The organism is Sinomicrobium endophyticum (assembly GCF_052983315.1).
Map to the genome: position 1 here is coordinate 17,649 of NZ_JBRKIS010000010.1, position 18,568 is coordinate 36,216.

Genomic DNA, 18,568 nt, shown 5'->3' on the forward strand with positions numbered 1-18,568 from the left:
AACGAACAGAATGATCTCGGTAACCGAAGCCAGAAAAATTATAAAAGAACATGTATCTCCCCTGGTACCCGTAATTATGGATACGGACAAAGCTATTGGGCATATTCTTGCCGAAGATGTACATGCCGCCTGCGATATCCCCCCTTTTAATCAATCGGCTATGGATGGGTATGCCATTGTTTATGCCGACTGGAAAAACAGGGAAGCATTACAGGTAGATGGAGAAATCCCTGCAGGGCAGACAGAGGCATATCGAATGTCTTCCGGAAAGGTAGTGCGGATATTTACGGGTGCTCCGGTACCGGAAGGAGCGGATACCGTAATTATGCAGGAAAAAACAGAGAGGGAAGGAGACAGGCTTTTTATAAAAGATGCCGAACTTAAAAAAGGAAGCAATATAAGGCAAAGGGGTACCGAAATACGGAAAGATGAACTGGCACTTGCAAAAGGTACTGTCCTTACCCCGGCCGGAATAGGGTTTTTGTCCGGAGTGGGTATTACCGAAGTAAAAGTATATCCCAGGCCTTCCGTTGCTGTTATTGTTACCGGTAACGAATTACAGACTCCCGGCAAACCCCTTCAATCGGGGCAGATTTACGAATCTAATTCGTTTATGCTGAAAGCCGCACTTCGTGAAATGGGGATGAAAAATATATCCGTTGGCAGCGCCAGGGATGACCTGGATGAACTGACCATAACACTCGGTGAATATATGGAAAGCCATGATGTGGTATTGCTTACCGGGGGAGTCAGTGTGGGAGATTATGATTTTGTCGTGGAAGCAGCTTCAGGGTGTGGTATTACGCAAAGATTCCACAAACTCAGGCAACGACCGGGAAAACCTCTTTATTTCGGGACCAAAGGACAAAAAATTATTTTCGGATTACCGGGTAATCCCTCATCCGTACTTACCTGTTTTTATGAATATGTATGGACGGCTTTGCAAAAACTTTCCGGGAAGGAAAAACAACTGGCAGCACTAAATGCTCCCTTGAGTAATGAAATTTCCAAAAAGCACGCATTGACACAGTTTTTAAAAGGAATCTATGTCAATGGAGAAGTAACCCCGCTTTCCGGTCAGGAATCCTTCAGAATGGGGTCTTTTGCCGGTGCCAATTGTCTGATACGGTTAGGAGAAGGTGTGAAGGAATATGAAAAAGGCGAAACGGTAGAAGTGCATTTATTGCCTGAATACGGATAATATCCGTAAAGTTTTAATACCGGTATTACCGGGGAGAATTAAAATAAAAAATAATAGCTTAACCCTAAAAAATATAAAATGAAGATATTGGTTTTCGGACAGTTGACAGACATTTTCGGGGACTCTTTCGTACAAATGGAGGATATTCCGGATACGGATACTATGGTCCGGAAGCTGGAAGAAAAATACCCGGTATTAAAACGAATGAAATATCTCATAGCCATAGATAAAGAAATTGTCCGGGAAAATACCCTGTTGGCAGATGGAAGTGAAGTGTGTCTTCTTCCCCCGTTCTCCGGAGGATGAAAAACACCAAATGTCCTGGTACCTTACCTTATAATAAACGCGATAACACCCAAATGAAACGTACCCCTAAAAATATATTCCGGCAAGGAGCCATACCGGCATCTTTTGTAGGAGAAAGCATAGCAAAACACAGTAGTAAAACCGAAATAGGTGCCCATAGTATTTTCCTGGGACAAGTCCGGGCCGATGAAGCGGAAGGCAAAAAGGTGACTGCCATCGAATACACGGCTTATGAAGAAATGGCACTGGAAAAGATGCATGAAATAAGAGAGTCGGCCTTCGAAAAATATCCCATTACCTGTATGCATGTCTACCACAGCCTGGGGCCGGTAAAGACCGGAGAAATATGCCTCTTCATATTTACGTCTTCCCCACACCGGAAAGCAGCCACCGAAGCCTGTAATGAAATCGTCGAACGAATAAAAGCGGAGCTTCCCGTATGGGGAAAAGAATTGTTTGAAGACGAAGGTTATCAGTGGAAAGTCAATAATTAAGATTACCCTATAAAGAAGAAGGCCCGAACAATTCCCGTATTCTTCCTTTTTTTATTTTGAACAAGTATAAATAGCTGTGTCCCTGCTTAAAATTTGCAATACAGTTTACTGTAACTGACATTTTATAATTAATTTTAAACTGTTCAGGTTTATCAGTTTCAACTTCAAACTTTAAAAGTTATGGCACAATATACCATTCGGATTAACGGCGTGGAACACCAGATAGATGCAATGCCCGATATGCCTTTATTGTGGGTATTACGGGATATACTGGATATGAAAGGAACAAAATTCGGGTGTGGAAAGGCTTTATGTGGAGCCTGTACGGTGCATTTCGACGGCGTTGCTACAAGATCGTGCAGTCTTCCTGTTTCTGCGGTGCAGTCTGCCGAGATCACCACTATAGAAGGATTGTCGGAAAACGGAGATCATCCCTTACAAGAAGCCTGGGCGGAACATGTAGTTCCCCAGTGCGGGTATTGCCAGACCGGGCAGATCATGTCGGCAGCGGCCCTTCTCCGGGAAAATCCGTCGCCGTCCGATGAAGAAATAGACAGTGCCATGCAGGGTAATCTCTGCCGTTGTGGTACATACAACAGGATAAAAGCGGCCATACATACCGCTTCGGAAAAATAATCCCCTTTAAAATACCAGCTTTATGAAATCATCTGTACCTACATCTCCGGAAAAAGATAAAGAAACGACAATTATATACAAGCCGGGAAGGAGGGATTTTCTCAAACTCGGCTCGCTCGCTGCCACAGGGTTGATACTTGGTGTTAATTTCAGTTGTTCCGATCGTAAAAAGGGAGGAGAAATAACAGAACTTAAAGCCAATGTTTATTTAACGATCACTTCTGACGGAAAAGTAATTATTACGGCGCACCGTTCCGAAATGGGACAAGGGATTCGTACCTCCCTGCCGCTTATCGTTGCCGATGAGCTGGGAGCGGACTGGGAAAAAGCCGAGATCGTTCAGGCGGAAGGAGACGAAGAGAAATACGGTAACCAGAATACTGACGGATCATTTTCCGTGCGGATGTTCTACAAACCCATGCGTGAAGCGGGAGCTACGGCGAAATTGTTGCTCATTCGTGCCGCTGCCGGGAAATGGGAAGTGGATGAAAGTGAATGCGATACCGAGAATGGAAAAGTGATCCACAGATCTTCCGGAAAATCCGTAGGGTTCGGAGAACTGGTAGATCTCGCGGCTGCATTACCTATGCCCAAGCCGGAAGAAATTGTATTAAAAGACCCTTCGGAATTTAAGATAATAGGAAAAGACACCCCGATCATAGATCTTCAGGATATCGTTACCGGTAAAGCCGTTTATGGTACTGACGCTAAAGTACCGGAAATGAAAATAGCGGTTATTCAGCGCTGTCCGGTTGTCGGAGGTAAGGTGAAATCTGTGAATGATAAGGCCGCTTTGGCTATCGATGGTGTCCTGCAGGTACATACTATCGAAGGAGCCGGAATACCCCCGCAGTTGAACAAACCCCTGAGTGGCGTGGCTGTAATTGCCGAAAATACATGGGCGGCGATGCAGGGGAGAAAAGCCCTGGAGATCGAATGGGATCTCGGTCCGAATTCCGGTTACGATTCGGATAAACAACAGGAGGAACTACTGGAAAAAACAAAAGAAAAAGGTACCGTAAGAAGAGAAAGGGGAGATTTTGACAAGTCCCTCAAAAATGCTTCAAAGGTCATAGAAAAAACATACCTGGCGCCGTTTTACGCCCATGGCACCATAGAACCCCCTGCTGCTTTGGCGAGGGTGAAAGACGGCAAATGCGAAATATGGGCGCCTTCACAACACCCGCAATGGGCACGGGATTCCGTGGCGGAGGCACTGGGAATGGACGTAAAAGGCGTAACAGTTAATATAACCCTTATCGGGGGAGGTTTCGGCCGTAAATCCAAACCGGATTTTATTGTGGAAGCAGCCTTGCTCTCCCAAAAGTCCGGATTCCCGGTAAAAGTTCAGTGGACGAGAGAAGACGATGTTCAGCACGATTTTTATCACGCCCAGAGTGCTCAGCGGGTACGGGCGGTTATAGATAAGGACAATAAAGTGAGCGGGTGGAACCATCACTCCTCCTTTCCATCCATAAGTTCTACTTCCGATGCCGGTGCCGTACAGCCCTCGGACGGAGAAATGGGGCTTGGATGCGTGGATTTTCCCTATGACGTACCTTCCATACGTGTAGAGACCCACGATGCCAAAGCGCATGTGCGTATAGGATGGCTGCGTTCGGTAAGTAACATCCACCATGTGTTTGCCTCGGGAAGTATGCTCGATGAAATTGCAGAGGCCCGGAAAATGGACCCCGTAGCTAACGCCCTGGATATGCTGGGTGAGGACCGCAGTATTACATTTAACGAAGAAATGCCACAGGGAGAATATGGTAATTACGGAGAAAATATAGAGGATTATCCCTGGGAAACCGGGAGATTGCGCAGGGTGATCGAACGTGTAGCCGAAAAATCCGGCTGGGGCAGGGAAATGCCGGAAGGCCGCGCCCTGGGGTTTGCCGTACACCGCAGTTTTCTTACCTATGTAGCCTGCGTGGTAGAAGTTGCCATAGATGATCGCAATAATATAACCATACCCAATGTACACTATGCACTGGATTGCGGTCAGGCTGTGAATACCGACCGCATCCGTTCCCAGTTCGAAGGAGGTTCACAATTTGCGGCCAGCCTTGCACTGAACAGCGCCATTACAGTTAAGGACGGACAGGTAGTACAGGATAATTTCGATAGCTACCAGATCGTTCGTATGCCACAATCCCCACAAAAAATCCACGTCGATATCGTAGAAAGCGATGCCAAACCTACCGGGGTGGGAGAGCCTCCCGTACCTCCTTTTATTCCCGCATTGTGCAATGCAATCTATAAAATTACGGGCAAACGGATACATAAACTGCCGGTGGATCTGGAAGTGGTCTAGTTATTGCTTTGCGGTATTAAATTTTAAAGTGTTGCCTGAATAACGAAATAACCAATTAACCAGGGTCATATCTTTTCAGAAGCTAAAGTAACCCCGATAACCGGAGGTACTTAAGCGCATGATTCTAACTCTTTATGAAACGAATAAAATTCGATTCTATTCCCCGTTTTTCCTATGAAACAGGAAATCTGACTTCCATTATTTGTCGTTGTTCCGTAAAAGAACGCAAAATAGTTTCATAATAAGGGGATAATAATTAATTTCACGCTTTGATTTTCAATATGGTCATTCCATCCGTTCCGGATGGTAACGGTCTTATTATTCCTATGGCAACAGCCGGAAGGGAAGAGAAACTGCGGCCGGACATATACATTCGAAAAAGATCGAACAACAGTGGAAAAGTACTTACAGGAACTAAATGAAGCACAGCGGGCGCCCGTACTTCACATGGACGGCCCTTTAATGGTAATTGCGGGAGCGGGATCGGGTAAAACAAGGGTGCTTACATACCGGATAGCATACCTGATGAGTAAAGGCGTGGATGCGTTTAATATCCTGTCCCTTACCTTTACCAATAAGGCTGCCCGCGAGATGAAGAAGCGAATTGCCGATATTGTTGGGAATAGCGAGGCTAAAAACTTATGGATGGGAACCTTCCATTCCATATTTGCAAAAATACTTCGTTTTGAAGCCGATAAATTAGGATACCCCAGCAATTTTACCATTTACGATACGCAGGATTCCCAGCGTCTCATCAATGCCATTATTAAGGAAATGGGGCTGGACAAGGATGTATATAAATACAAACAGGTACAAAGCCGTATTTCGTCTTATAAAAACAGTCTTATAACCGTAAAAGCTTATTTTAATAATCCGGACCTGGTTGAGGCCGATGCCATGGCCAAAAGACCCAGAATGGGAGATATTTACGTGGCTTATGTAGAGCGTTGCTTTAAGGCAGGTGCAATGGATTTTGACGACCTGTTACTGAAAACCAATGAACTGCTTACCCGCTTTCCGGAAGTACTGGGCAAATACCAGGAGCGGTTCCGCTATATCCTGGTAGATGAGTACCAGGATACCAACCATTCCCAGTACCTTATCGTAAGGGCTTTGAGCGACAAATTTCAGAATATTTGTGTGGTAGGGGACGATGCGCAGAGTATATACGCGTTTCGCGGTGCGAACATCAATAATATTATGAACTTTCAGCGCGATTATGACGATGTAAAGGTCTATAGGCTGGAACAGAACTATCGCTCCACAAAAAATATAGTGGAAGCTGCCAACTCCGTGATCGAAAAGAATAAAACGAGACTGGATAAAGTAGTGTGGACGGCCAATGAAGAAGGAGGGAAGATAAAAGTAAACCGGAGTATTACGGATGCCGAAGAAGGCAGGTTTGTAGCCGGGTCGATTTTTGAGACCAAAATGCAGCATCAACTGGGTAACAATCAGTTTGCGGTTCTGTACCGGACCAACTCCCAGTCGCGGGCCATAGAAGATGCTTTGCGAAAACGCGATATCCCGTATCGCATTTACGGTGGCCTGTCTTTTTACCAGCGTAAGGAAATCAAAGACGTACTCTCATACCTTCGCCTGGTGATAAATCCTAAGGATGAAGAAGCATTGAACAGGGTGATCAATTTCCCGGCAAGGGGGATAGGGCAGACCACGCTGGAAAAACTTACCGTTGCCGCCAATCATTACAAGCGTTCCGTTTTTGAAGTAATGGAGCACCTCGATAAGATAGACCTGAAGATCAATGCCGGCACCCGCAGGAAACTACAGGATTTTGTTACCATGATCAAAAGTTTCCAGGTAACCGCCCAGAGTGCGGACGCCTTTGTGCTCTCCGAACACGTAGCCAAGAAAACCGGGATACTGCTCGAATTCAAAAAAGACGGTACTCCCGAAGGGATAGCCCGTATGGAGAATGTGGAAGAGTTGCTTAACGGTATCCGGGATTTTGTGGAAGGACAACAGGAAATAGACGGCGCTACGGGATCTATTGCGGAATTCCTGGAGGATGTGGCCCTGGCTACCGACCTGGACAATGATACGTCGGACGATGACCGGGTTGCCCTGATGACGATACACCTGGCAAAGGGACTGGAATTTCCCTATGTTTATATTGTAGGGATGGAAGAAGACCTTTTTCCGTCCGCCATGAGTATGAATACCAGGAGCGAACTCGAAGAAGAAAGACGACTGTTTTATGTGGCGCTTACCCGGGCAGAAAAACAGGCCTACCTGACGTATACCCAAAGCCGTTATCGCTGGGGGAAACTCATCGATGCCGAACCGAGCAGGTTTATAGAAGAGATCGAGGAGAAATTCCTGGAATACCTTACTCCGCCATTGGATTCTTCTTACCGGTACAAACCGATGATCGATGCGGATATTTTCGGGGAAGTAGACAAGAGCAAATTACGACTTAACAAACCGGTAGGCAGTACACCTCCGGATAAAAAAGGGCCTTCGGAAAATCAACTTCGAAAGCTTCGAAAAATAAAACCGGACCTGGGAAGTCCCGTGGGTAATGGAAATGCGACCTCTTCCGATCTTTCCGTAGGAAGCAGGGTAGCCCATTCCCGTTTCGGCAACGGCCAGGTTATTAAACTCGAAGGAACCGGAAATGACCGGAAAGCGGAAATAAAATTCGATAACGGGGAATTGAAAAAATTACTCCTTCGCTTTGCCAAACTGGATATTGTAAAATAATTTCTTATGAGTGTAACTAATATCGTTATATCCTTACTCTCGGTTTTTAGTATATTATTACTCTCTGTTACTTTTTTTATTTCGTCCGAATCTGAGGTTTATCGCCTTATATCTTATTTTGATTATGCGCTCTGTTTTATATTTCTCATGGATTTTTTTAATCAATTACACAAAGCACAGGATAAGAAGAGTTATTTCATAAGACTTGGATGGTTAGATTTATTGTCGTCCATTCCGGTGATCCATGAGTTGCGCTATATTCGGATATTTCGCGTTTTCAGAGTGCTGCGGATAATGAAGTCAATAAAACTCTTAGTGGATTTTATACGAAAAAACAAATCGGCTTCGCTATACGGGTTCGTAGTCTTTACAGCTTTTGTTACCCTGGTGCTTTGTACCACTGCAGTGTTATATGTAGAAAAAGATATAGGTAATATAAAAATGGCTGAAGACGCATTGTGGTGGAGTTATGTAACGATAACAACAGTGGGATATGGAGATTTTTATCCGGTGACCAATGTGGGTAAAGCAATTGCAGCTATATTGATATTCTGTGGTATAGCTTCGTTTGGAACCGCAGTGTCATTTATAAATGATAAAGTCTCCTCCTTTAAAAAATAAACTTGCCCGGAACAAAATGGAAGGTGGAATTAGCGAGAATTTAAAATAACGTGAGTTCGATTTATATCATACAGAATAACAGATGGTTATCTTAATCCCTGTCAGGTCGAGCGCAGTCGAGACCTCTTTTATAGGAGTTAATCCCCAAAAACCTCTCGACTGCTCCCGATAACCATCGGGACGAGGTAATAGCACTATTTTGACTCAAGCACCTTATAACCAGCATATTTGGCCTTGTCTTAAATCGAACTCACGTTACGTTATAATTAAAAAAATCCCAAATTCCACTACAGAATTATATGGAATTTGGGATTGGAAATCAGAAGTTTAAAACGTGTTTTCTAGAACAAATACCTTTCCGCTTCACCTTTTTCGTTAAGGATAATCATAACGTTTCTTTCATTCGGGTTTATCTCGGATGCGATCTGTTTGGCCTCTTCAACATTTTGTATTTCCTTGCTGTTTATCCCCACAAGTATTCTTCCTTCCAGGTTAGCATTGTTCAGGTAAGGAGCGGTACGGGTGATCTTAACCCCGCCTTTTATTTTGAATTTCTTCCTGTCCTTTTCGGAAATGTTCTTTACCTGCATTCCCAATTCGTTCAACGTGTATGTGTTTACCTTGCTCAGGGTTACCGGAATGGTCTTAACATTGCCATCCCTGTCTATGGCCACTTTAATGATGTCACCGGGACGTTTGGAATTGAGATACCCGGTCAGATCGGCGAATTTGGTAACCTTTATATTGTCTACGCTCTTTATAACATCGCCTTCGCGGATTCCTGCTTTCTCCGCCCCGGATTCTTCCTCTACACCGGCTATATACAAACCTTCAATGTTATTAAGTCCTTTTTCCACAGCGTAAGGAGTATTTTTCGGAAGTATGGACACGCCTAAAAGTCCTTTTTGTACATTGCCGTATTCCAGTAGGTCTTCCACTACTTTTTTGGCAATATTACTCGGTACGGCAAAGGCGTAACCGATATATGTTCCCGTTCGCGATGTAATAGCAGTATTGATACCAATGAGGTCTCCGTTAGTATTTACCAGTGCGCCTCCGCTGTTTCCGGGGTTTACGGCGGCATCGGTCTGTATGAAAGACTGTCTGTTACTGCCGCTCAGGTCCCTGGACTTGGCGCTGATAATACCTGCCGTTACCGTAGAAGTAAGGTTAAAAGGATTTCCGACGGCAAGTACCCATTCCCCGACCCTGGCATTGTCGGAATCTCCGAAAGCAAGGTAAGGCAGGTCATCGTCCGTATCTACTTTAATAAGCGCTATATCCGTAGAAGAGTCAGACCCTATAAGCTCTGCAGTATATGTTTTGTTGTTGTTCAGGGTTACCGATAATTCACTGGCACCGTCAATAACGTGGTTATTGGTAACGATATAACCGTCCGGAGATATGATAACTCCGGAACCGGTACCTACCTGTGTGCGTTCCCTGGCATTTCCGAAGAAAAGATCCTGGAGACTGGTGGGGCCTTTACTGGTTATTTTATTGGTGACGTGCACAACGGCATGAACTGTTTTTTCTGCGGCTCCCGTAAAATCCGTTGTTTCCGCAGCTGCCAACGGTGACGGATTGTAGCTGGTGGTTACAAAATTCGGGGTATTGTCCTTATGCTCGACAATTACCTGACCTTTTTCAAAAAAAGTCTTGTACATTCCCAAAGTAAGAATCCCTCCCAGGACAGATACGATAAGTAAACCGATAAACTTTTTCATAGGTTTTAATTTTATAATTTATCAAATGTTATTCAATAATTTTTGTTTTGCCATCCGGCCGAAGATAAGGGGCTTGGAATCTCCCGGCCCTTGCCGGTTGTTTTGCAACGACACAAGGCTCTTTGCCGGAGTAATCGAGTGTTTTTCGTTCTTTAACCATTTCGGAACAGATGCTCCGAAACGGAATTTTAACATTCAAATTTAAGCGTTTATTATTTTAACATTTCAACTTTAACGGCAGTTTAACAGGTGTATAATAACTGTTAAATCGTATATTTGCCATAACAGGAAAACCGTCGGACAACTGATTTAAATAAGAACGAATGCACTTAATATTTTATAAATATCAGGGAACGGGAAACGATTTTGTAATGATCGATAACCGTCAACAACAGTTTCCCAAAAATGATACCAAACTGGTTGCCAGTCTTTGTGACCGAAAATTTGGCATAGGCGCTGACGGTTTGATACTTCTTGAAAATGATGAGGCTGCCGATTTCCGGATGGTATATTACAATGCGGACGGAGGGGAAAGTACGATGTGCGGTAACGGGGGAAGATGTATTGTGGCTTTTGCCAATTTCCTCGAAATTGTCGGTGAAGGAGCAAGGTTTATTGCGGTTGACGGAATGCATCACGCTACTATAAAAAATGGCAAGGTGCGTCTGCAAATGACCGATGTGGACACTATAAAAGTTTTTGATAACTACGTATTTCTCAACACAGGCTCCCCACATCACGTACAGGAGGTAAAGGATCTCGATAATTTTGATGTGAAGACCAACGGGGAAAAACTGCGTTATGGTAAATACGGAAAAGGAGGAAGTAATATTAATTTTGTAAGCCCGGCCGGAGATAATGTGTTTAAGGTAAGGACGTATGAAAGGGGAGTAGAAGATGAAACCTTGTCCTGCGGAACAGGTGTGACCGCAGTGGCCATTGCCATGCACCGTACGGGGAAAGCGAGTGAAAATACCGTAAAACTGGATACTCCCGGAGGAATCCTGACCGTTTCTTTCGAAGAACGGGATGGGAAATATGAAAATGTGTACCTCGAAGGCCCTGCAACAAGAGTGTTTCGGGGAGAAGTAGATGTGCTTTAGGAGATATCCCAAAAGCCTTTGGAACAGCGTTGATAACAAATAGGAAATAAATTATGGTGACACTTACCGGGAAAAATATCTTTTTAAGGGCGCTGGAACCCGAAGACCTGGATTTCCTGTACCTGCTGGAGAACGATGAAACTATATGGGAAGTAAGCGAGACCCAGGTGCCGTATTCCCGTTATATCCTTAAAGAATATCTTAAAAACAGTCATAAGGATATATATGAAGTAAAGCAGTTGCGCCTTGCCATAGCGGATTTTAATCACAAACTTCTGGGATTTATAGACCTTTTTGATTTTTGCCCGAAGAACAAGCGGGCAGGAGTGGGAATTGTGGTATTGGAAATCTCAAGAAGGAATAAAGGCATCGGTACCGAGGCACTGCAGCTTCTTATGGACTATGCTTTTTCCCATTTGGGAATCCATCAGTTATATGCCAATATAGCAAAAGATAATACGGCCAGTATTAAATTGTTCTCCAATCTCGGTTTTAAAGAGGTAGGAGTCAAAAAAGACTGGAATTTTACGGGAGGTGAGTTTAAAGACGAAATTTTATATCAGAGAATCCATAATTCATAAATAAAACCGGGGCCCAGCGCTCCGGTACGATCCAAATTAAATAATACCCATGTATATACGAAAGATAATCGTAGCTGTTTTGCTCCTGGGAGTTGTTCTGGGATTGGTGTTTGTATATCGCATTTATACAGCTATTTTTGCCCCAAATACCGCATTTAATAATAACGAAGCCTATGTCTATGTTTCCACCGGGGCAAATTTCCCGGAAGTCAGGGAACAGCTGGAACCCCTGTTGAAAAACATTCGGACTTTTGAGAAGGTTGCTGAAAAAAAAGGATATATAGCCGGCCCTAAAGCAGGAAAATATGTCATAAAAAAGGGGATGAGCAATAACGATATTGTAAATACCCTTCGCAGCAGGAACACCCCTGTTAGCCTGTCCTTTAATAACCAGGAGTCCCTCGAGAAACTTGCAGGCAGAATAGCTGTACAGATAGAGGCGGATAGTGTGGAGCTGGTAGAGGTTTTCAGGGACAGGGTTTTTCTGGATAGTATACAATTCACAGAAGAGGAAGCGCTGGGACTTTATATACCTAATAGTTATGAATTTTTCTGGAATACGTCGGCAAAAGAATTTCGCAGCAGGATGCTGAAAGAATACAACAGGTTCTGGAACGAAGAACGACTGGCCCGGGCAAGGGCACAAAACCTTTCGGAAGAAGAAGTAATAACACTGGCCTCCATTGTGCAGAAAGAAACGGCTAAAGCGGACGAAAGACCAAGAGTTGCCGGGGTATATCTGAACAGGTTGCGTAAAAAGATACTGCTACAGGCCGATCCGACAGTTATATACGCACTAAAAAAGCATACCGGAGATTATGACACCGTGATAAAAAGGGTACTGTATAAGGACCTGGAAATAGACTCGCCGTATAACACCTACAAATATGCCGGATTACCTCCGGGCCCCATAGCAATGCCCGATATATCTTCTATAGATGCAGTGCTCAACCCGGAAAAACACGATTACTATTATTTTGTAGCGGATATAAACCAGCCGGGTTATCATAAATTTTCCAAAACATTAGCACAGCATAATGCCAGTAAAAGGGAATATGTAAACTGGTTGAACAGACAAAAAGTGCGTAGATAAAAAAACCGCCGGGTTATGGAATTTTATCGTATATTTAATACAATAAAATGCGGAAAAAGGAAAAACAGATTTTTAGAATAATTTAACACTTTGATTTTCAGTTTAATAAAAAAGTCGTATATTTGCACCCGCTAATTTCGAGCGGGGATTTTGATCACTTTAATGTGATATTCGGAGTTTAATACCCCGGCCTTGTAAGTCTCGAAGAAATAAAATTCAATGGGAAAGAATATACTGAAATATTCTGTTTTAATTATTCTTTTAACCTTTATTAGTTTGGGGTTTACGTCAACAAAGGAAGTAAAGGTCCATAACAAGTACAAAGTAAATGGTCCGTTATTGGTAACCGTTCCCTCTGTAGATGAACCGGTAAATGTGATCCATCCTCCCTTTTTAGGGAAATCGTTTGTGGGTTTTAAGGAAGCATTGGGTTTCAAAGAGTCCAGAGGAAATTATTTTGTAACCAATCACCTGGGATATATGGGAAAGTACCAGTTCGGAACTTCTACCCTGAAGCTTATCGGAGTGTATAATTCTTCCGATTTTCTGAATGATCCCGAATTGCAGGAGCGTGCCTTTATAGCCAATACGGCAAGGAATAAATGGGTGCTTCGAAGAGATATACAAAGATGTGTCGGAAAAAATATGGGTGGTGTTTACATTACGGAGTCAGGTATTCTGGCGGCTGCGCATTTGGCAGGCCCGGGTAATGTAAAAACCTACCTGCGTTCCGGTGGAGCCAGGGGGTTTAAAGATGCCAATGGCGCCTCTATCCGGTACTACATGAAAAAATTCTCCGGTTATGATACTTCTTATATCCAGCCAAACAGGAGAGCAAAAATTTAATTGTGGTTAAACATACGTTTCCGGGACCCCGTGCTTTTTTGAAGTACGGGGTTTTGGTTTTTTAACCGTGTAATATTCTTGCTGGTAGCTTTGATTTTATAAGATTTATCCTGTCTTATGTTTGAAAAAGTCAGGTTTTAAGCGTTTATTGAGGTGTTGTCTTCCCGGCATCTTCTGTTCCGGGATTCCTTTGGGGGAGTATTTTAAATTTATACTAAAGCTGTTCTTACTACCTGTTAAAGAGTATTTTTAGCGCGCATGGATGATGAAGATACAGGGTCTTTTATGCAGACTTTCCGTATTTTTTTTCCATGCTTTGGCGGTTCTGGTCCGTATAAATTCCGTAGAAAGCGTAATATCGCAGGCCACACATACCTGTGTGTCCTGTTTAAGGGTGGAAGAGAGGTCGGCCAGCAGCTGTTCATTGCGATAAGGAGTCTCGATAAAAATCTGGGATTGCTGTAATTCTGACGAACGTTTTTCCAGTTTTTTAATTTCCTGTTTTCTCTTTATCTTGTCTATGGGAAGATACCCGTTAAAAGCAAAACTTTGCCCGTTCATGCCGCTGGCCATCAGGGCGAGGAATATGGACGAAGGGCCCACCATCGGAACAACAGCTATTTCTTTTTCGTGCGCGATGGCAACTACATCAGCCCCCGGGTCCGCAATACCGGGGCATCCGGCTTCGGATATTACGCCCACATTCATACCTTCCGTGCAGGGCGATAAAAAAGCGGGGATATCTCCCGGTTCTGTGTGTTTGTTCAGTAATTGTATGTGTAATTGACTTTGCTGTTTTTCCGGACAGATACTTTTTATGAATCGTCGCGCTGTTTTCTCGTTTTCAACAATGTAATAGTCGATTTCTTCAATTACCTTTTTAACAGACGAAGGAAGTACGTATAAAGGATCCTGATCTCCCAGTGTGGTCGGTATCAGAAATACTTTGCCGGATGTGTTGTTTTCTTGTTTCAAATTACAATGTATGAGCAAGGTGTATACGGTTACCCCTTCAGGTCTTTTGCCAGGATGTCACAGGCACGGTCCAGCATATCGAAAACATCGCGAAAACCTTGTGCTCCGCCGTAATAAGGATCCGGAACATCCATGTCTTCGCCCGGATATAACAGGTTGAGGATAAGATCTACTTTCTTATCATCTTTAGCATTTCTGGCCAGGTTCAAAACGTTGTCGTAGTTAGAGTTGTCCATGACATAAATCCTGTCAAAATCATCAAAATCAGAAATCTGGAATTTCCTGCATTTTTGATTCGTTATGTCGATGTTATTTTTTCGGGCAATATCAATAGATCTGGGGTCAGGAGCTTCCCCGGTATGATACCCGGCAGTACCGGCAGAGTCGACCATTACGGTTTCTTCCGAAACTTTGGAACGCAGAATGCCTTCCGCGAGGGGAGACCTGCATATATTACCCAGGCAGACCATGAGAATTTTCGTCTTCATTCTTTACGATAAACGGTTATGATATCTGACGTATGCTGCAAGATAGAAATTTATAAACAATAAAAAGGGGTGGGGTAGTTTTAAACGGAATTTTTTCTATTGCGAGAGCTTTTTGGTAAGGTCCTCGAGATGTTTGCGGAACTGTTTGTCTGTCTCTGCCAGATTGTCTACGGTTTTGCAGGCGTGCAATACGGTAGCGTGATCCCGTTTCCCGATCTGGGAACCGATACTGGCCAGGGAAGCCTTGGTGAATTTTTTGGCAAAGAACATGGCGAGTTGCCTGGCCTGTACAATATGCCTCTTCCTGGTTTTGGACTGCAGGGTAGCCACATCCATCTGGAAGTAGTCCGATACTACCTTCTGGATGTAATCTATGGAAACTTCCCGTTTGGTGTTCTTCACGAATTTTTCCACGATCTGGGTGGCGAGTTCGATGGTCACCTCTCTCTTGTTGAAGGAAGACTGTGCTATGAGTGAAATGATAGCGCCTTCCAGTTCCCGTACATTAGACTTGATGTTTTTGGCGACATACTCAATGATGTCATCGGGCATATCCACGCCGTCCCTGTAGAGTTTGTTTTTCAGGATGGATATCCTGGTTTCGTAATCCGGTGTTTGCAGTTCGGCGGAAAGACCCCATTTAAAACGGGACAGGAGCCGTTGCTCTATATCCTGCATATCTACCGGAGCTTTGTCTGAAGTGAGAATAACCTGTTTTCCGTTCTGGTGCAGGTGGTTGAAGATATGAAAGAATACGTCCTGTGTTCCGGACTTGCCGGAAAAGAACTGCACGTCATCTATGATCAGCACGTCGATGAGCTGGTAGAAGTGAATAAAATCGTTACGGGTATTCTTCTTTACGGATTCTATATACTGTTGCGTGAATTTTTCCGCGGAAATATATAATACGGTCTTTTCAGGGTATTTATCCTTGATGTCCACACCAATAGCATGGGCAAGGTGGGTTTTTCCGAGACCAACACCTCCGAATACAAGGAGGGGGTTGAAAGAGGTCCCGCCCGGTTTATTGGCAACTGCAAGCCCCGCAGACCTGGCAAGGCGGTTGGAGTCCCCTTCCAGGAAATTGTCAAAATTATAATTCGGATTTAACTGGGATTCTATTTTAATATTCCGGATCCCCGGGATCACGAACGGATTTTTGAGTTCGGGATTTTTGTGTTTGACAGGAACGTCCAGTTCCTGCGGTTGTAAATTAGACCGGTTACTGCTGGGTATCTTTTCAGTAAAAGGCCGTTGGTTACCATAGGTGTTTTCCATTTTGATGATGTACACCAATTTGGCACTCTCACCCAACTCCTTCGTAAGAGCCACTTTCAATAGCTTTACGTAATGCTCTTCCAGCCATTCGTAAAAAAATTTACTCGGAACTTGGATACTCAGAGCGTTATCGGTAAGTTTGACAGCTTTTATTGGGTCAAACCAGGTTTTGTAAGCTTGGGGCTGAATGTTATCTTTTATAAACGATAGACAATTGTCCCATACCGATTGCGCAGTCAAATTCATTACCTCGTATAGTTTATTCAGTTAGATTAGTGATTATGAAGAAGATTGAAAATAGTATATCTTCCCGCCTTAGGTTGAACAAATATGTGAACAAAAAATTGAAAAAAAAAATGAAATAGAGGTTGAATTTTTAGTTTTTTTTTCGCATGCTTGTTAACAATAATGTTACATTATCTTAACACGTAAAATATACGATAAATTTTTATGAAAACACACGAAATTCCGATAAGAATTCGTTACGGTGAAACAGACCAGATGGGCGTGGTCTACCACGGGAACTACGCACAGTTTATGGAGATAGGAAGAGTGGAATGGCTTAGAAATATCGGGGTCTCCTACAGATCCATGGAAGAAAACGGTATTATGCTTCCGGTTATTTCCCTTCGTCTCGAGTATAAAAAACCGGCAAAGTACGACGACCTTATATGGGTGTCTACAACCCTGAAAAAGGAACCGGGGGTTAAGATTGAATTCGACTACAAAATTTACAATGAAGAGAGGGAGATTTTAACACTCGGCAACACTGTTCTGGCATTCGTGGATATGAAGTCCGGAAGACCGGTAAAATGTCCCGATTATATTTTGGGAAAAATCAGAAATCCGGAAGATTCGGTTTAACTTTTCTTATGCAAAAGGGCCATATAAAAACCGTCAAATCCGGAAACGGATGCGAGTATTTTATGGTCCTTTTCCAGTTGAAACTCTTTGCCGCCTTCGCTGTTCAGAAAGGCATCTACCTGTTCCCTGTTTTCGGAAGGGAGTACAGAGCAGGTGGCATAGACGAGTTTCCCTCCGGGTTTAACCATTTTAGAATAACTCTGAAGGATTTCCTGTTGTGTTTTCTTAATTTTCTCTATGAATTCGGGCTGTAATTTCCATTTGGTATCCGGGTTTCTTCGCAATACCCCCAGTCCGCTGCACGGGGCGTCTATCAATACCCTGTCTGCTTTATCATAGAGTTTTTTTATCGTTTTGTTGTTTTCGATGATCCTGTATTCTATGTTGAAAGCGCCGTTTCTTTTCGCCCTGGTTTTCAGTTGTTTCATTTTACTTTCGTACAGGTCCATAGCAATGATTTGCCCCTTGTTCTGCATTTGGGAGGCCATGTGAAGCGTTTTTCCTCCTGCGCCTGCACAAGCATCGACTACGCGCATTCCCGGTTGTACGTCCAGTAACGGAACCACCAGTTGGGAAGAAGCGTCCTGAACTTCAAAGAATCCTTCCCGGAAGGCATCGGTCAGAAAAACATTGGCACGTTCTTCGAGTACTAGTGCGTCCGGATAATCTTTCCGGGTTTTGGTTTGTATCTTCTGCTCGGCCAGAATGGCTTGTAATTTTTTCACGTCTGTTTTCAGGGTGTTTACCCTGAGTACCACATCGGCTTGTTGGTTTTGTGCAGCAATTTCTTTTTCCCAGGTGGCTTCCCCGAGCTCACGTACGCCGGTTTCGTCCATCCAGTCGGGTATCGATTCCCGGAACTTGCGTATTGCGGACAGTTCTTCAAAACGTCCTTTAATGCGTCGGGAAGGAGTGTCTTCCAGTTGTTTCCAGTCCGGAAGCCTGTGTCCGCGTAATACTGCCCAAACTGCAAAGATGCGCCAGAAATTATCTCTGTTAAACGGTTCTTTTACCCCGGCAATCTCGGCATAAAGGCGTTTCCAGCGAACTATGTCATAAATGGTTTCCGCAACAAATCTCCTGTCACTGCTTCCCCAGCGCTTGTCTTTTTTCAATGCTTTTGCCACCACCTTATCGGCATATTCCCCTTGGTTAAAAATAAAATCAAGAGAATCAATTACGGTAAAAACCAGGTTTCTGTGCAGTCGCATAGGTGAAAAAAATTAGGCGGCAAAGGTACGATTTAGATTTTAGATATCGGACACGGAATGTTGGAAAAAAAAGCCGGAAGCTTGAAGCCGGAAGCTCGGAGTT

17 protein-coding genes are annotated in these 18,568 nt (G+C 43.7%); 12 read left to right on the forward strand and 5 right to left on the reverse strand.

Annotation, left to right across the window (positions count from 1 at the left end):
• Positions 1–10 precede the first annotated feature (10 nt).
• The 7 genes from ACVBDU_RS02530 to ACVBDU_RS02560 all read left to right on the forward strand — a co-directional run bounded on the left by ACVBDU_RS02530 (position 11) and on the right by ACVBDU_RS02560 (position 8,299).
• Positions 11–1,201, forward strand: a complete 1,191-nt coding sequence (locus ACVBDU_RS02530; RefSeq protein WP_447178208.1) for a molybdopterin molybdotransferase MoeA — start codon at positions 11–13, stop codon at positions 1,199–1,201.
• 78 nt (positions 1,202–1,279) lie between these two features.
• On the forward strand, positions 1,280–1,507 hold the full coding sequence (locus tag ACVBDU_RS02535; RefSeq protein ID WP_447178209.1) for a MoaD/ThiS family protein: 228 nt from the start codon (positions 1,280–1,282) through the stop codon (positions 1,505–1,507).
• A 53-nt stretch (positions 1,508–1,560) separates the two neighbouring features.
• Positions 1,561–2,001: a molybdenum cofactor biosynthesis protein MoaE gene (locus ACVBDU_RS02540; RefSeq protein ID WP_447178210.1), complete on the forward strand. Its 441-nt coding sequence runs from the start codon at positions 1,561–1,563 to the stop codon at positions 1,999–2,001.
• Between the two features lie 180 nt (positions 2,002–2,181).
• Positions 2,182–2,637: a (2Fe-2S)-binding protein gene (locus ACVBDU_RS02545; protein ID WP_447177612.1), complete on the forward strand. Its 456-nt coding sequence runs from the start codon at positions 2,182–2,184 to the stop codon at positions 2,635–2,637.
• Positions 2,638–2,659: 22 nt separating this feature from the next.
• On the forward strand, positions 2,660–4,954 hold the full coding sequence (locus tag ACVBDU_RS02550; RefSeq protein WP_447178211.1) for a xanthine dehydrogenase family protein molybdopterin-binding subunit: 2,295 nt from the start codon (positions 2,660–2,662) through the stop codon (positions 4,952–4,954).
• 393 nt (positions 4,955–5,347) lie between these two features.
• Positions 5,348–7,678: an ATP-dependent helicase gene (locus ACVBDU_RS02555; RefSeq protein ID WP_447178212.1), complete on the forward strand. Its 2,331-nt coding sequence runs from the start codon at positions 5,348–5,350 to the stop codon at positions 7,676–7,678.
• Positions 7,679–7,684: 6 nt separating this feature from the next.
• Positions 7,685–8,299: a potassium channel family protein gene (locus ACVBDU_RS02560; protein WP_447178213.1), complete on the forward strand. Its 615-nt coding sequence runs from the start codon at positions 7,685–7,687 to the stop codon at positions 8,297–8,299.
• A gap of 341 nt (positions 8,300–8,640) precedes the next feature.
• On the opposite strand, the gene ACVBDU_RS02565 is transcribed toward ACVBDU_RS02560, so the two are convergent.
• On the reverse strand, positions 8,641–10,026 hold the full coding sequence (locus ACVBDU_RS02565; RefSeq protein WP_447178214.1) for a trypsin-like peptidase domain-containing protein: 1,386 nt from the start codon (positions 10,024–10,026) through the stop codon (positions 8,641–8,643).
• 323 nt (positions 10,027–10,349) lie between these two features.
• Between ACVBDU_RS02565 and dapF the strand changes: the two genes are divergently transcribed.
• From dapF to ACVBDU_RS02585, 4 genes are all read left to right on the forward strand, one after another.
• Positions 10,350–11,129, forward strand: coding sequence for a diaminopimelate epimerase (gene dapF, locus ACVBDU_RS02570; protein WP_447178215.1), 780 nt, complete (start codon positions 10,350–10,352; stop codon positions 11,127–11,129).
• A 53-nt stretch (positions 11,130–11,182) separates the two neighbouring features.
• Positions 11,183–11,710: a GNAT family N-acetyltransferase gene (locus ACVBDU_RS02575; RefSeq protein ID WP_447178216.1), complete on the forward strand. Its 528-nt coding sequence runs from the start codon at positions 11,183–11,185 to the stop codon at positions 11,708–11,710.
• A gap of 49 nt (positions 11,711–11,759) precedes the next feature.
• The gene (gene mltG, locus ACVBDU_RS02580; protein ID WP_447178217.1) at positions 11,760–12,803 is read left to right on the forward strand and encodes an endolytic transglycosylase MltG; all 1,044 of its coding nucleotides are present in this window, start codon (positions 11,760–11,762) and stop codon (positions 12,801–12,803) included.
• A 219-nt stretch (positions 12,804–13,022) separates the two neighbouring features.
• Positions 13,023–13,649, forward strand: coding sequence for a peptidoglycan-binding protein LysM (locus ACVBDU_RS02585; protein WP_447178218.1), 627 nt, complete (start codon positions 13,023–13,025; stop codon positions 13,647–13,649).
• A gap of 249 nt (positions 13,650–13,898) precedes the next feature.
• Here ACVBDU_RS02585 and ACVBDU_RS02590 read toward each other — a convergent pair whose 3' ends face one another.
• The 3 genes from ACVBDU_RS02590 to dnaA form a co-directional block, all read right to left on the reverse strand.
• Positions 13,899–14,624, reverse strand: coding sequence for an SAM-dependent methyltransferase (locus ACVBDU_RS02590; RefSeq protein WP_447178219.1), 726 nt, complete (start codon positions 14,622–14,624; stop codon positions 13,899–13,901).
• 29 nt (positions 14,625–14,653) lie between these two features.
• Positions 14,654–15,112 (reverse strand): low molecular weight protein-tyrosine-phosphatase, encoded by a 459-nt coding sequence (locus ACVBDU_RS02595; protein WP_447178220.1) that lies wholly within the window; start codon positions 15,110–15,112, stop codon positions 14,654–14,656.
• A 96-nt stretch (positions 15,113–15,208) separates the two neighbouring features.
• Positions 15,209–16,636 (reverse strand): chromosomal replication initiator protein DnaA, encoded by a 1,428-nt coding sequence (gene dnaA / locus ACVBDU_RS02600; protein WP_447178221.1) that lies wholly within the window; start codon positions 16,634–16,636, stop codon positions 15,209–15,211.
• Positions 16,637–16,840: 204 nt separating this feature from the next.
• Between dnaA and ACVBDU_RS02605 the strand changes: the two genes are divergently transcribed.
• Positions 16,841–17,254, forward strand: a complete 414-nt coding sequence (locus ACVBDU_RS02605) for an acyl-CoA thioesterase (RefSeq protein ID WP_447178222.1) — start codon at positions 16,841–16,843, stop codon at positions 17,252–17,254.
• Here the strand turns inward: ACVBDU_RS02605 and ACVBDU_RS02610 are convergent.
• Positions 17,251–18,465, reverse strand: a complete 1,215-nt coding sequence (locus ACVBDU_RS02610; protein WP_447178223.1) for an RsmB/NOP family class I SAM-dependent RNA methyltransferase — start codon at positions 18,463–18,465, stop codon at positions 17,251–17,253. The genes ACVBDU_RS02605 and ACVBDU_RS02610 overlap by 4 nt on opposite strands.
• Positions 18,466–18,568: the final 103 nt, after the last annotated feature.

Excerpts from the sequence above, each read along its gene's own strand:
- dnaA (WP_447178221.1), bottom strand. The coding sequence starts at position 16,636 with ATGAATTTGACTGCGCAATCGGTATGGGACAATTGTCTATCGTTTATA.
- ACVBDU_RS02535 (WP_447178209.1), top strand. The coding sequence starts at position 1,280 with ATGAAGATATTGGTTTTCGGACAGTTGACAGACATTTTCGGGGACTCT.
- ACVBDU_RS02540 (WP_447178210.1), top strand. The coding sequence starts at position 1,561 with ATGAAACGTACCCCTAAAAATATATTCCGGCAAGGAGCCATACCGGCA.
- ACVBDU_RS02585 (WP_447178218.1), top strand. The coding sequence starts at position 13,023 with ATGGGAAAGAATATACTGAAATATTCTGTTTTAATTATTCTTTTAACC.
- ACVBDU_RS02530 (WP_447178208.1), top strand. The coding sequence starts at position 11 with ATGATCTCGGTAACCGAAGCCAGAAAAATTATAAAAGAACATGTATCT.
- ACVBDU_RS02560 (WP_447178213.1), top strand. The coding sequence starts at position 7,685 with ATGAGTGTAACTAATATCGTTATATCCTTACTCTCGGTTTTTAGTATA.
- ACVBDU_RS02595 (WP_447178220.1), bottom strand. The coding sequence starts at position 15,112 with ATGAAGACGAAAATTCTCATGGTCTGCCTGGGTAATATATGCAGGTCT.
- ACVBDU_RS02610 (WP_447178223.1), bottom strand. The coding sequence starts at position 18,465 with ATGCGACTGCACAGAAACCTGGTTTTTACCGTAATTGATTCTCTTGAT.
- ACVBDU_RS02545 (WP_447177612.1), top strand. The coding sequence starts at position 2,182 with ATGGCACAATATACCATTCGGATTAACGGCGTGGAACACCAGATAGAT.
- ACVBDU_RS02565 (WP_447178214.1), bottom strand. The coding sequence starts at position 10,026 with ATGAAAAAGTTTATCGGTTTACTTATCGTATCTGTCCTGGGAGGGATT.
- mltG (WP_447178217.1), top strand. The coding sequence starts at position 11,760 with ATGTATATACGAAAGATAATCGTAGCTGTTTTGCTCCTGGGAGTTGTT.
- ACVBDU_RS02575 (WP_447178216.1), top strand. The coding sequence starts at position 11,183 with ATGGTGACACTTACCGGGAAAAATATCTTTTTAAGGGCGCTGGAACCC.
- ACVBDU_RS02550 (WP_447178211.1), top strand. The coding sequence starts at position 2,660 with ATGAAATCATCTGTACCTACATCTCCGGAAAAAGATAAAGAAACGACA.
- ACVBDU_RS02605 (WP_447178222.1), top strand. The coding sequence starts at position 16,841 with ATGAAAACACACGAAATTCCGATAAGAATTCGTTACGGTGAAACAGAC.
- dapF (WP_447178215.1), top strand. The coding sequence starts at position 10,350 with ATGCACTTAATATTTTATAAATATCAGGGAACGGGAAACGATTTTGTA.